The sequence below is a fragment of the Priestia abyssalis genome (assembly GCF_002019595.1).
Classification (GTDB): Bacteria; Bacillota; Bacilli; order Bacillales; family Bacillaceae_H; genus Bacillus_BA; species Bacillus_BA abyssalis.
Map to the genome: position 1 here is coordinate 642,437 of NZ_KV917369.1, position 13,684 is coordinate 656,120.

11 protein-coding genes are annotated in these 13,684 nt (G+C 36.4%); 8 read left to right on the top strand and 3 right to left on the bottom strand.

The window, feature by feature from the left end:
- Positions 1-945 precede the first annotated feature (945 nt).
- From glnH to BK575_RS03130, 6 genes are all read left to right on the top strand, one after another.
- A complete protein-coding gene (gene glnH / locus BK575_RS03105) occupies positions 946-1,767 on the top strand; it encodes a glutamine ABC transporter substrate-binding protein GlnH (protein WP_078408860.1) in 822 nt (273 codons plus the stop codon).
- A gap of 76 nt (positions 1,768-1,843) precedes the next feature.
- On the top strand, positions 1,844-2,512 hold the full coding sequence (locus tag BK575_RS03110; RefSeq protein ID WP_235867293.1) for an amino acid ABC transporter permease: 669 nt from the start codon (positions 1,844-1,846) through the stop codon (positions 2,510-2,512).
- The gene (locus BK575_RS03115) at positions 2,509-3,234 is read left to right on the top strand and encodes an amino acid ABC transporter ATP-binding protein (RefSeq protein ID WP_078408862.1); all 726 of its coding nucleotides are present in this window, start codon (positions 2,509-2,511) and stop codon (positions 3,232-3,234) included. The genes BK575_RS03110 and BK575_RS03115 overlap by 4 nt, the downstream gene beginning before the upstream one ends.
- 23 nt (positions 3,235-3,257) lie before the next feature.
- The gene (locus BK575_RS03120) at positions 3,258-4,043 is read left to right on the top strand and encodes a nitrilase-related carbon-nitrogen hydrolase (RefSeq protein WP_078408863.1); all 786 of its coding nucleotides are present in this window, start codon (positions 3,258-3,260) and stop codon (positions 4,041-4,043) included.
- 66 nt (positions 4,044-4,109) lie between these two features.
- Positions 4,110-5,480, top strand: a complete 1,371-nt coding sequence (locus tag BK575_RS03125; RefSeq protein ID WP_407984335.1) for an aspartate aminotransferase family protein — start codon at positions 4,110-4,112, stop codon at positions 5,478-5,480.
- 128 nt (positions 5,481-5,608) lie between these two features.
- Positions 5,609-6,457 (top strand): MurR/RpiR family transcriptional regulator, encoded by an 849-nt coding sequence (locus BK575_RS03130; RefSeq protein WP_078408865.1) that lies wholly within the window; start codon positions 5,609-5,611, stop codon positions 6,455-6,457.
- A gap of 359 nt (positions 6,458-6,816) precedes the next feature.
- Here BK575_RS03130 and BK575_RS03135 read toward each other — a convergent pair whose 3' ends face one another.
- The 3 genes from BK575_RS03135 to BK575_RS03145 all read right to left on the bottom strand — a co-directional run bounded on the left by BK575_RS03135 (position 6,817) and on the right by BK575_RS03145 (position 9,095).
- Positions 6,817-7,539 (bottom strand): hypothetical protein, encoded by a 723-nt coding sequence (locus tag BK575_RS03135; protein WP_078408866.1) that lies wholly within the window; start codon positions 7,537-7,539, stop codon positions 6,817-6,819.
- A 17-nt stretch (positions 7,540-7,556) separates the two neighbouring features.
- Positions 7,557-8,711, bottom strand: a complete 1,155-nt coding sequence (locus BK575_RS03140) for a ParM/StbA family protein (RefSeq protein WP_078408867.1) — start codon at positions 8,709-8,711, stop codon at positions 7,557-7,559.
- 204 nt (positions 8,712-8,915) lie between these two features.
- Entirely contained in the window at positions 8,916-9,095 is a 180-nt protein-coding gene (locus tag BK575_RS03145; protein ID WP_078408868.1) for a hypothetical protein, read from the bottom strand.
- A gap of 861 nt (positions 9,096-9,956) precedes the next feature.
- Between BK575_RS03145 and BK575_RS03150 the strand changes: the two genes are divergently transcribed.
- Positions 9,957-10,781: a pyruvate, water dikinase regulatory protein gene (locus BK575_RS03150; RefSeq protein ID WP_078408869.1), complete on the top strand. Its 825-nt coding sequence runs from the start codon at positions 9,957-9,959 to the stop codon at positions 10,779-10,781.
- Complete coding sequence (ppdK, locus tag BK575_RS03155) at positions 10,774-13,449, top strand: pyruvate, phosphate dikinase (RefSeq protein ID WP_078408870.1); 2,676 nt, start codon at positions 10,774-10,776, stop codon at positions 13,447-13,449. The genes BK575_RS03150 and ppdK overlap by 8 nt, the downstream gene beginning before the upstream one ends.
- The last annotated feature ends 235 nt before the right edge of the window (positions 13,450-13,684 follow it).

The window sequence follows — 13,684 nt, forward strand, 5'->3', positions numbered from 1 at the left end:
GGGATTGCCTTTTCCTAGTCAGACTTACGAAGTAGATTGTGAAGAATTTTACTTAAAGTAAACGGGAAGGCTCTAATTTAATAAGATATAAAAAAAAGAGATCGGCCAAAGCTTTCTTAAAAAAGCGCCCTCGTGAAATATTTTAAGAGCCTGTTTTAATCAATATTTTTTATGAACCAACAACTGGCCCTTATACTGCTTTCGTTTAAAAAGGTGTGTCAAAAATATAAACGTTTATAAAATAATTTCACCACCTTTTTAAACTTGATTTTACTGAGTTTGATAGCTTCACAGGTTTTGTTTGTAAAGGTATACCTTTAAGGACGACACAATCAAATGACCCTGATAGAGGTGACATATAATTTCAGATAAATTACGAAAGATAAAAAAAGAGAGTCACAGCAAAGTGGTACAGCTTTTGGAAGACCAAATACTCAAGACGAATTTAAAGAAGTGTACATTGATGGAAAGCAGGGGGAGTGAGGTGATAGCTGTTTTGAACCATCTGCTTAAACATTAGAAAGAAATAGCATAAAGAATAGGACTAGTAGAATCATGACTCTCATCTATAGTGACGTTTTTTTGATAATACATGTTGAGAATTAAAAAGGAAGTTGGAGTAAGACCATTACAATTGCTCTCTGGCAATGTTACAGGCCTTTAGACTCTAAGGTTTTTTCTTTGAAACTCTAGATTGAAAACCAAAAGTCAGTAACCATCTGTTTAAGATAAAAATTATAATTTACCTGAAAATATGTAAGAAGACCTTACATAAATCGTGTTTCTAGAATATTTTCGGTCTATTATGAAATAAATTATTCAAATCAATTATTAATTTGAAATTTTTATTTCATAAATAGGAGGGATTTATCATTGTATGTCAAACTAATAAATATAAAGAATATTATTAATTTTCAGTAAAAAATAATCAAGGGGGATTATAAAATGAAGCATATTTTAAAAAGGTATGGATTTTTATTATTATTATTAATATGCATTGGCAGTCTAGCTGGATGTGGAACAAACAAAGAATCAAGTGGTGAAAGTTCTTCTACTGCCGTAGAACCTACAGAAGAAAGTACACCACAAAAGATAATAGTTGGTACAGATACAAGTTATATGCCTTTTGAATATTTAGATGAAAAAACCGGAGAGTATGTAGGATTTGACATCGATTTATTAAAAGCAATTACCGAACAGGCAGGGATTGAATATGAATTAAAACCGATGGATTTTAATGGTATTATTCCTGCATTACAAACTCAAAATCTTGATATGGCCATTGCAGGTATCACGATTAAGGATGAAAGAAAAGAAGTTATCGATTTTAGCCGTGGTTATTACAATGCTGGAACATCCATTCTTGTTCGGGCAGATGAAAAAAATATTAATGGTGTTGAAGATTTAAAAGGGAAAGTGATTGCAACTAAGCAAGGGACAGCCAGCTTTGATTATGCGACGAAAATAGAAGGTGTTGGTAAGGTTGTTCCATTCCCTAACATTGACCAGGCTTACATGGAGCTTGAAAAAGGTTCTGCTGACGCTGTAGTTTTTGATTCTCCTAACGTTCTTTATTACATCAAAACAGCTGGAGAAGGAAAAGTAAAAACAGTTGGTGGTTTATTAGAAGGTCAAGAGTTTGGCATTGCTTTCCCTAAAGGTAGTGAATTAACAGATAAAATCGATGCTGCCCTTAGTGCAGTAATGGAAAACGGAACTTATGACGAATTATATAAAAAATGGTTTGGAGAAGAGCCTGCTCAATAACATTATTTTAAGAAAATAGTGTAGTAGCTCTTTACTGCACTATTTTTCACTACAATAAAAAGCAGGAGGAATGACAGTGAACAGTGGTTTTACATTAGATTGGAGCTATGCCATCGATGCATTGCCGATTTTGTTAGAAGGTGTTAAGTTTACTATTCTTATATCAATAGCTGGTATATTAATAGGTTTCTTAATAGCTATAGTAGTAGGGATTGGTAGAACGGCGAAAAACAAAGCTGTTTTTAGTTTAGCCACGCTTTATGTAGAAATAATTAGAGGGACACCCATCATGGTTCAGGCATTATATATTTATTTCGCCATCCCTTTAATTCTTGGAACAAAGATAGATCCTTTAGTAGCAGGAATCGGAACAATCGCTATTAATGCGAGTGCTTATATCGCTGAAATTATTAGAGGATCTATTCAATCCGTTGATCGAGGACAAGTAGAAGCTGGTAGATCACTAGGACTTTCTCGGCTAAAGACATTTTACTATATTGTATGGCCTCAAGCATTTAAAAATATGCTTCCTTCATTAGGCAATCAATTTATTATCAGTCTTAAAGATACATCTCTCCTTACTGCTATTGGTGTAGGGGAATTAACGAGACAAGGAACGATTGTTGTTTCATCCAATTTCCGTGCTGTTGAAATTTACACCATGGTAGCTCTCCTCTATTTAATTATGACAGTAACCATCTCATTGGTTTTACGCTTTGTTGAAAGGAGATTGAATGTACAATGACGATTGAAGTCAATAGTTTACACAAAAGTTACGGGAACATAGATGTTCTAAAGGGAATTGATTGTACGATTAATGACAGTGAAGTTGTTTCCATCATTGGTCCTTCAGGTTCTGGAAAAAGTACGTTTCTGCGCTGCATTAATTTATTGGAAGAAGTCACTTCGGGAGAAGTCCTAATCAATGGAGTGAATTTAACTGATTCTAAAATAGATATAAACAAAGTAAGAACTGAAGTAGGGATGGTTTTTCAACAATTTAACTTATTTCCGCATATGACAGTAATTGAAAATATTATGCTTGCTCCTATGAAGGTTAATAAAGTTTCGAAGGAAGAAGCAAAAGCAAAAGGGATTGAATTATTGAGAAAAGTAGGGCTTGAACATAAAACAGATGAATATCCTTCTCGATTATCGGGTGGACAAAAACAGCGTGTTGCTATTGCTCGTGCCTTAGCGATGAATCCGAAAATTATGTTGTTTGATGAACCTACTTCTGCACTTGATCCTGAATTAGTAGGGGAAGTATTAACTGTTATGCAGGAATTGGCTAAAGAAGGCATGACAATGGTCGTAGTCACTCATGAAATGGGATTTGCCCGTGAGGTTTGTGACCGAGTCATTTTTATGGATCAAGGAATCATTATGGAAGAGGGAAAACCAGAAGACGTATTCTTAACCCCGAAAAACGAACGTACACAATCCTTTTTAAGAAAAGTCCTATAAAAAATAAGTCTGAGGTGTTCATTGTGTTTAAAGTGGCTGGAATTCAAATGCACTCAGTGCCTAATCAATTAGAAGTAAACATTCAAACAAGTTTAAAGATGGTTGAAGAAGCGGTTAACATGGGAGCTCAGTTGGCAGTTTTACCTGAAGTGTGGCCAAGTGGTTATTATTTATCAAAGGAGGAATTTTTACCTTTTGGAGAATCTCTATCTGGATCGATAATTGAACTTTTTCGATCTGCTGCAAAAGAAAATAACATCGTCATGGTTGTTCCTTTTATTGAGAAAGAAGAAGACAATCTCTATATTTCTTTAGCTGTTATAGAATCAAACGGAGAAATTCTCTATACCTACCGTAAGTCATTCTTATGGGGAAGAGAACAAGGTATTTTTACAAATGGAGAAAGAAAGTATGAAGTTGTTCAAACTTCTTTGGGGAAAATTGGAGTGCTGATTTGTTATGATATAGAATTTCCTGAGCCTAGCCGAATATTGGCACTTCAGGGAGCAGAGCTCATTATTGTCCCTTCTGTTTGGAGCTTTGGCGCTGAAACTCGATGGGATATCCAACTGCCAGCGCGTGCTTTAGATAATACAGTGTATGTTTTAGGAGTCAATGCCGTTAAAGAAGGGGCTTGTGGGAAATCTAAGCTTGTTGCACCCGATGGCGAAGTGCTTTGTGAAGCCTTGAGAGAAGACAACGATATTATCATCGGTGAAGTGGACGCTGCAAAAATCTCTGAAACAAGAGCTAGAATTCCTTATTTGGCTGAATATGATATGAGTTTATATCCTGGGAACAAAATGTAATATTTGCTTCATTTTTTAATAAGATATGAAGAGTTTATTTCACGATGAAATCGGAGGATAATGAAAATGATCAAAGACGAGTCTTTAATCTCGGAAAATATGAAACAATCAGCGTCATTATTTGAAAAGGCGTGCGAAGTTATTCCCGGCGGTGTGACAGCGAATATCAAATACATTGCTCCACATCCTATTTTTATGGAAAAAGGAAACGGCAGCAAATTATACGATGTGGATGGGAATGAATATGTCGATTATTTATTATCCTATGGTGCCCTAATTTTAGGTCATGGACATGAAAAAGTGTTTGAAGCAGTTATGAAACAAATGCAAGAAAGCGGAACAACAATCTTTGGAACTCCTCATCGTGCAGAAACAGCATTGGCTGAAAAACTTGTTGAATTGTACCCAGGAATTGACATGGTTCGTTATACTAACTCTGGCTTAGAAGCCACACTACTGGCTATCCGTACAGCTATGGCTTACACAGGAAAACCAAAATTAGCGAAGTTTGAGGGGCATTATCATGGGGGATATGATCAGGTTCTTTTAAGTGTAAACCCTGACATGGAAAAAGCAGGTGATGCTCTTACTCCTAATACGGTACCAGAATCACAAGGAATTCCTGACTATTACGTAGAGAATACTATTATTCTCCCTTTTAATGACTTAGAAGCAACCGAAAAAATTCTTCGTAAGCATGCAACTGAAGTCGCTGGAGTTATTTTAGAACCAATTCAAGGTGGGTTTATTCCAGCTGAGCAAGAATTTATGACTGGCCTTCGTAGGATTACAGAGGAGCTCGGGGTCCTTTTGATTTTCGATGAAGTAAAAACAGGGTTTCGATTATCCATTGGAGGAGCACAAAAAGTTTATGGAATTAAACCTGATTTAACCGCTTTAGGGAAAGTCCTTGGTGGAGGATTCCCTATAGGAGCGATTGGTGGAAAACGTGAAATTATGATGATTAGTGCTCCTAATGAAACACGCGATATTTTAACAGCAGGTGCTGAAAATGCCAATAAAACAGATGGATTATTCCATAGTGGTACATACAATGGTCATCCAACTGTGTTGGCGGCAGGTTTGGCAACGATTAATGTGTTGGAACAAGAAGGTACCATGAATGCTTTATTTGAGAATACGCAAACATTGCGTTCAGGGTTGGAAGAGGTGTATCGGAATCATGGTGTGACGATGCAAACCGTCGGAATGGGTAGTATCTTTAATATTATTTTAGGAGAAGGTACGATTCAGAATTACCGTGAAATGAGTTATGTGGACACGAAGCTGAGAAAGAAAATAGATTATGAATTACTAAAGTTAGGAATTTATATAAAACCTCTTAATCGTTATTCTTTGTCCGTTGTTCATACACTAGAAGATATTCAACGTACTGTTGAAGCCCATGATAAAGCTTTAAAAAGAGTATTAAAATAATAAATTTAATAAAATTGAAGGCTGTATGATGAGATTATCTGCAGCCTGTCATATTAAAAGGTCCAATAACTATATAGCTTTTTTGCTGCCTTCAGTATAAAATTTTAAGGTGAAAGGAGGGTTTTTAGATGAATAAAAACGTATATCAACATATAGCCTCCTCAATTGGACAAATGAGTAAATCTCACGTAAGGATTGCCAAGTATATCTTAGAGAATCAAAATACAGTTCCTTTTTTAACTGTAGAAAAGTTAGCAAAAATTATTGGTGTCAGTGATGCTACCATTGTAAGATTTGCTACGTTTCTTGGTTATTCTGGCTATGTTGAACTTCAACAATATCTGCAAAATTCTGTTCAACAACAGTTAACGACATCAGAAAGACTAAAGCTATCAGACAAAGTTTATAGAAAAGAAGCAGGAGTTTATGATATTTTCCAAAATGATATTGAAAATATCAAGTTAACTATGGAAAAGTTAGATATAGATAATTTCCATAAATCCATAGAACATTTATTAAAAGCAAGAAGAGTTTACATTGTGGCCCATCGGAGTGCCATGTCATTAGCTGTCTTTCTTCAATATTATCTAAATATGATATTGGATCATGTCGAATTAATTCACTCGGTGGAGACTCTATCTGAAAAGTGGTATGGTTTGGATAAAGAAGATGTTGTTATTGCTATTAGTTTTGCACGCTATACAAACAGCACGATACAAATGTTCTCTTACGCAAAGGAAAGAGGAGCTACAACCATTGCAATAACAGATAACTTACTATCTCCTCTTATTCCACACGCTGATCTTTCACTTATTGCTGTAAGTCAAATGCCATCATTTATTGACTCGTTTGTGGCACCTTTAGGTTTGATAAATGCTTTAATTATATTTGTTGGAAAGGAAAAGAAGGAAGACTTCTATAAACGATTAGATTCCTTGGAAAATATTTGGGGTTATTTTGATGTTTTCCATGAATAGCAGTTAAAGAAGGAGTCAATTTAATAATAGGTAATTTACGAAGTAGAAATCACTCAATTTTTAATTTGAAGATGTAAAGACGCTCGGATAATTTTATCCAGGCGTCTTAAATATATCATTTTAAATAATTCAATTTTAAGAAAATAGAAAATATAAACTAAAACAGTAACATGTTAACATCAACACTTAATCACATCAATTATGCGTATAATCCTAATTATACGTATACTTTATGAAACTAAGAAATATTTTCTCTTCTTTATTTTAAATAATAGGCTAACAATATCATAGAAAGAAAAAAAGCCTGATCCTACTCATGGAATCTAGGCTTTCTATTTGTCCATTGATTAAGCAGTTATTTAGAAATCTACATCTATAACTTCTTTAATTGTTCCAGTGACTCGATCGCTTTCAAGTAATTGACCTTCTTTGAAATCATCAACTTCTTCATGGTCAACAACAGGTCTCGACTCATTATAATTAGCAGCTACAGGACGTAAAGCAAGTTCCTTTTTAAGTAAGTTAATCTCACCTAAAAACTCGTTACGAAATGAATCAAATAACGCTCGGAACTCTTCTTTGTCTGGTTTACGCAAATCCTGCTCAACAAGTTTCGTTACATAATCCCGCAACTCGTTTGCTTGCGCAGATTTCAATCCATTATAATCAGCAGCTACAGGACGTAAAGCAAGTTCCTTTTTAAGTAAGTTAATCTCACCTAAAAACTCGTCACGAAATGAATCAAATAACGCTCGGAACTCTTCTTTGTCTGGTTTATGTAAATCCTGTTCAACAAGTTTCGTTACATAATCCCGCAACTCATTTGCTTGTGCTTTTTGCTCAAGAAATGAATAAACCTCTGGAGGCATCTCAGAAGTTCTTATAGCAAACATTTCACGTTCATATTTATTGCTTGCTTTCTTGCTCATTAATCCGACCACATCCGTTGAAAGATTACCAACTGTAAGAAAAACGTTAGATAGTATGTAAAATGGTGCAGCCATCTGAACACCTAGATGAGAATACACGTTGTCTAATCTATCAACTAACGCTTCATCGAGGCGTTTATTTTGGTTGCTCATACGTTCTCCTCCTCTTCTTAGGCGTAAACTGCATTTGTTTCATGTCTGCTTAGAATTTCAAGTCCATACAAATTTAATTTTCTTGTATCCGGCAGGAAAATATGGTTTTCTTCTCTAATTTCCTCCCCATACATGTTATCGATCAATTCTTGGATAAATCGTTTAAGGATTGGAGCTACCCCACCAATATAAACATACTTATAGATCTTATCTTTCGGTGATGGGAATGTATTTTCAATCTTAGTGATTAAAATTTGAGTATATTCCCTTAGTGACTCATGGATTTGCTCTGTGAGATCTACTTTTTTACCGCTGTTTCCATCCCTTTGCTCCATTTTTGGTTTTTCGATGTTATTGATAATGAATTCTTCTAATGAACGAACATCATCAAAATACTCGAGCAATTTTTCACTTCTTAGTTTTTCAATGTGTTTCAAATACGAAATATCTGTGAAGCAGTTCAATGAATCCCTACTCTTAGGAACTTGAAGCTCAGCAGGAAGCAATGCAAGATCAACGGTTCCTCCACCTAAATCCACAATTAAGGTTTCAAAATTTTTGAATGAATTTGCTTCCTCCCTATCTTGTAAATCAAAATCTTTTTTAATAGCCCAACGAGCAACTTCACTTTCAATACGGCATTTGCTTGTTTCAACGTGTATGGTTACAACTTTTTCTAATCCTGGAGTCAATATAGTAACTTTGTGCTCTCCTTCAAATCGGCAGGCCATTTTATTTTGCACTTCACTGAACTTGTTCGTTTTCTTAAGTAACCAAATTGGAAGCATGGTTGAGAAATAGTTTATGTTAACTCTGTTATCTTCTTTGTCTTTTCCTTTTAGTACACTGTAATAAGCAATTGAAGCCAGGAACATCACATATGGAATTTCAGATTCAGTTTTATCATGCAACTTGTTTATATGTATGTTTCCTAACACCTGTTTTTCTGCTGCATCCCCTACTAGATAATACTTCTCTACTCCGTCAATTGTAGTTGAAATTAGCAAACTTTGAAGAAGTAATTCGGGTTCATGTAGTGCTGAAGGAAAGTGACCGGCTGCTTTATCCTTTGTTATTTCTACTACATTTGTTGGAATCTCAAAATAATAGCCATCCACCAGAGTTTGAAAGATTGAATTACCAAAATCAACGTTCTGACGTTTTATATCCATTACTATTCCTCTCCTTCTTCTTTCCTGATAACAAATATATATTTCTTTCCTTTATTTGTCTAAAGGTTCTGATTCAAATATAATCTTTTAGAAAACTAGAACCTTAATATCCTTTTCTCTATACACAAGTAGTTAATTTAACAGTGATAGAAGGAATAAAGAAAGTGGTTATAAGACCACTATTCTAAAAAGAGTGTTAAGTTATTATTTATAGATTACTAAGAAACAATCTCTTATAACAGACTCATCAATAATAATCATAGATGTAAATTTAATATCTATAATCTGTGTATCTTTCTGTTGCTCTAGCCAACTATTTAATTCATATTGACTTCCAAATACTTTTACCTGAACAGCTGGGGCAATGGAATTAAATAAGCTCATATAAATTCTCCTTATATTAAGCTAATTTACTGAAAATCAATCATAATTATAACATATATATGTAGAATACATATAGTTATAAATGTATATACCTTGCGCATTCTTAGTTAACATAACACCGATTTTAGGCAATCAAAAATCTCTGGATTTATAGAATATAAGGATGTTTTAACATGGCATAGCTAAAATAGTTAATAGCTGTTGTTCACGAAAAATTCAAAAAATGTTGAATCACTGTTTACAAATTTATCAATGTTTAATTTTTAGTTCTGGTACAAAAACTTAAGTTGATGGCGGGCAGTCTATTAACCCTTACTATACGGATACTGCTGGATCAAAAAAGGATGTATATGTGAATACTCAAGATTTATAGATTAATCGCAATTGCTTGGGAGTTTTTGTGATAGAACCAATTTTTAAACGATATTGCTTAGAAAAAAGGTATTGTATCTAGTTACAACCCATGGTAATATACATTTAATAAAATAGTATGTCACATATTTGTTTTCTGGATTAAAAAGTATAACACATATAGGCAGTCAAGCATCGTTAAGCAAGTCACTGACAAGTAACCATTACAAAAATTAAAGCAACAGCCTATTTATCTATTTTATAAATACAGGCATGTTGCGGATCAAGATTGGAGGGAGATACTCTTTACTTTTTCAAGGACAATGCTGAAACATGGTTGGTCCAGCAAGTATATTGATTAATGGTCAAGTAGATTCATTATTTGCTGCAAGAGAATAAAGTACATATAAGATGGTCTCTTCATAAATATCAGATGACCTGATGACTATTGGTCCAATAGCAGCTGAAATGATTAAATGAACAAAACTTAAAGGAATAGGGAGACTGGATGTGAATAAGAAAAAAATTGTCTATGTAGTTTCTGACTCGGTTGGCGAAACGGCTGAGTTGATTGTAAAAGCAGTGGCATCTCAATTTAATGGGGGACATGTTGAAATCCGACAAGTCTCCTATGTAGAGAGCAGCGAAGATGTAAAAAATGTCATTGTTGCCTCGAAATATAGTAACGCCATCATCGCTTACACGATTGTTATCCCATCCTTAAAGGAATACCTTGATCGAAAGGCACGGGAAGAAGGAGTCATTGCAGTTGATTTAATGAATCCGCTTATGGAAGCGTTTGTTGAAAAATTTAATGAAACTCCTAAATACGAACCAAAATTAATGAGGAAATTAGATGATGACTATTTCCGAAGAGTAGAGGCAATTGAGTTCGCGGTGAAATATGATGATGGGCGTGATCTGCGGGGGATCACCCGTGCAGATATTGTATTAATTGGGGTTTCCCGGACATCAAAGACACCGCTTTCCATGTATTTGGCCCATAAGGGGTTTAAGGTGGCAAATGTACCGTTAGTGCCGGAAATAACACCTCCTAATGAAGTGTTTCATATTCCAAGAAATAAATGCGTGGGTTTAGTGATCACACCAGATAAGCTGAATGAAATCCGTAAGGAACGGTTAAAAAACTTAGGGTTAACAACTCAAGCCAATTATGCAAATTTAGAACGTATCCTTGAAGAATTGGATTATGCCGAGAATATTATGAGACGCATAGGCTGTCCGGTCATTGATGTTTCCAATAAGGCAGTGGAAGAGACGGCGGAATTGATACTCACCATATTAAAAAAGAAAGGGGTTGGGCATCATGAATAAATTTGTCTATATGTTTGATGAGGGGAACAGTGAAAAAAAGGAACTTTTAGGAGGAAAGGGAGCTAATCTCGCTGAAATGACTCGAATTGGTTTACCTGTTCCTTACGGTTTTACCATTTCAACAGAGGCTTGTAATTCGTATTATCAGGAAGGAAAATCTATTTCTACAGAAATCGAACTTCAAGTATTAGATGCTCTTCATAACCTTGAAGAAAAAACAGGTAAAAAACTCGGGGACCCAATAAATCCGCTCCTTGTTTCTGTCCGCTCAGGTGCCGTATTTTCGATGCCGGGGATGATGGATACTGTTTTAAACCTTGGAATGAATGATGAAACGGTGGAAGGAATGGCAAGGCTTACAACAAATCCGCGCTTTGCTTATGATTCTTACCGCAGGTTCATTCAAATGTTTAGTAATGTTGTGCTCAATATCGATAGCTTTTATTTTGAGCAATTTTTAGAAGAAGTCAGGGAAGAAAAGGGGTATTCCTCAGATCCTGAAATGACGGCAGAAAATTGGCAAGAAGTCATTAAAGGATACAAAGAGATTGTCAAGAAGCATACAAAAAGTATTTTTCCCGAGAATCCAAAGGATCAATTGTTCCTGTCCATCAAGGCTGTTTTTGATTCATGGAATAACCAGCGTGCGATTGTCTATCGACGTCTTCACAAAATTCCGGATCATCTTGGGACAGCCGTGAACATTCAAAGCATGGTCTTCGGAAATATGGGGAATGACTCTGGTACTGGCGTTGCTTTTACACGCAACCCGTCTACAGGGGAATCTAAGCTGTATGGTGAATATTTGATAAATGCTCAAGGAGAGGATGTGGTAGCGGGCATTCGTACACCCAATCCTATTGCAACTCTCCGAAATGAAATGCCGGAAGTCTATCAGCAGTTCGTTGAGACTTGCCACCTTCTTGAAAAACATTATCAAGATATGCAGGATATCGAGTTCACGGTCGAGCGAGGGAAACTATTCATTCTTCAAACACGGACTGGTAAGAGAACGGCTCAAGCAGCGATTAGAATAGCAGTTGAATTAGTGGAAGAACAAATTATTGGCAAGAAAGAAGCGATTTTGCGCGTAGATCCCGATCAGCTTAATCAGCTGCTCCATCGTCGAATTGATGATTCATATGAACGAAAGCCGTTAACGAAGGGCTTGCCGGCTTCTCCAGGTGCCGCAACAGGGAAAGTGGTGTTTGACGCGGATGAAGCGGAAGCATTGGCAAAAGACGGCGAGCGCATTATTCTTGTTCGTCCGGAAACAACACCTGATGATATTCATGGAATTGTTGCTGCACAGGCAACCATCACCAGCCGGGGAGGAATGACAAGCCATGCAGCCGTTGTGGCCAGAGGGATGGGAAAAGCTTGTATATGCGGCTGCGAATCATTGGATATTGATTTGAAATTGAAACAGTTTAAAGTGGGAGATATAATCGTCAACCAAGGTGATATAGTTACGATTGACGGTTCAACTGGTGAAATCATGTTCGGTGAAGTGCCGATGATTGAGCCGCAGCTTTCGGACGAGTTTCAATTACTGCTTGCTTGGGCAGATGGAGAGAGAAAGCTTGGCGTCAGAGCAAATGCCGACAATCCAGAAGATGCAAAAAAAGCGCTGGAGTTTGGAGCCGGTGGAATTGGGTTGTGCCGCACGGAACATATGTTTATGGATGCAGCTCGAATTCCAATCGTTCAAGAGATGATACTTGCTGAAACATATGAGGAGCGCGAAGCTGCTCTTAACAAGTTATTACCGATGCAACAGGAAGATTTTGAAGGAATTTTTGAAGCGATGCAGGGAAACCCTGTAACCATTCGTTTATTGGATCCGCCTTTGCACGAGTTCCTGCCAGATAAGGAAGAACTGCTTGTTGAAGTGACAAAGCTTCAGATGACCGAGTCGAATTTTAAAGAATTGAAGGATAAAGAGCAACTCTTAAGAAAAGTGCGTCAGTTGCATGAATTTAATCCAATGCTAGGCCATCGAGGCTGCCGACTGGGAATGATTCACCCTGAAATTTACGTGATGCAGGCAAAAGCCATTTTTTATGCCATTGCAAACGTAAAGGAGAAAGGAATAGACGTAAAACCAGAGATTATGATTCCTTTAGTTGGTCATGTCAATGAGTTAAAAGAAATGCGTCAATTGGTCATCAATGCCGGACTGCAAGTGATGGAGGAAACAGGTCAGGAAGACGACTACCTTATTGGGACAATGATTGAAGTTCCAAGAGCAGCCCTAACAGCGGATCAAATTGCCGGGGAGGCAGACTTTTTCTCCTTTGGAACAAATGATTTAACTCAAACGACGTTCGGATATAGTCGTGATGACGCAGAAGGAAAATTTCTTCAAGCCTATATTCAAAACAAAGTGCTGCCAGAAAATCCATTTGCCTCTCTTGATCAAGAAGGTGTAGGCAAGCTAATAGAAACCGGCATAAAGCTTGGCAGACAAACAAAGCCAGGGTTAAAGATGGGAGTTTGCGGAGAACATGGGGGAGAAAAGAGCTCGATACAGTTCTGCCATGATGCAGGCTTGGATTATGTAAGCTGCTCACCATACCGTGTACCGCTTGCACGCCTTGCGGCCGCCCAAGCTGCGATTAAAAGTGAACAGAAACAGGACGTAAATAAATTTCAGGCTCAAATGTAAAGGAAACGAAAAACAGAAGGATTAGGTCAGATTATTTTATTCTGGCCTAATCAAAAAACGGCATGGTTGTTTTTTATAACGGGTTCGGTTTTTAAGTACAAAAATTAAAATAACAAACAAATTAGAGGTCCAAATCGCATATGATTTGGACCTCTATCTTTTGCCTTCATATCAATGCTTTGCAATAATTAACGTATAAAATAACATACAAAATGGCATACTAATTAACAGAATG

What these genes read in the sequence shown, in the direction of transcription:
- BK575_RS03125 (WP_407984335.1), top strand. Translation starts at nt 4,110, where the DNA reads ATGATCAAAGACGAGTCTTTAATCTCGGAAAATATGAAACAATCAGCG.
- ppdK (WP_078408870.1), top strand. Translation starts at nt 10,774, where the DNA reads ATGAATAAATTTGTCTATATGTTTGATGAGGGGAACAGTGAAAAAAAG.
- BK575_RS03145 (WP_078408868.1), bottom strand. Translation starts at nt 9,095, where the DNA reads ATGAGCTTATTTAATTCCATTGCCCCAGCTGTTCAGGTAAAAGTATTT.
- BK575_RS03140 (WP_078408867.1), bottom strand. Translation starts at nt 8,711, where the DNA reads ATGGATATAAAACGTCAGAACGTTGATTTTGGTAATTCAATCTTTCAA.
- glnH (WP_078408860.1), top strand. Translation starts at nt 946, where the DNA reads ATGAAGCATATTTTAAAAAGGTATGGATTTTTATTATTATTATTAATA.
- BK575_RS03135 (WP_078408866.1), bottom strand. Translation starts at nt 7,539, where the DNA reads ATGAGCAACCAAAATAAACGCCTCGATGAAGCGTTAGTTGATAGATTA.
- BK575_RS03115 (WP_078408862.1), top strand. Translation starts at nt 2,509, where the DNA reads ATGACGATTGAAGTCAATAGTTTACACAAAAGTTACGGGAACATAGAT.
- BK575_RS03130 (WP_078408865.1), top strand. Translation starts at nt 5,609, where the DNA reads ATGAATAAAAACGTATATCAACATATAGCCTCCTCAATTGGACAAATG.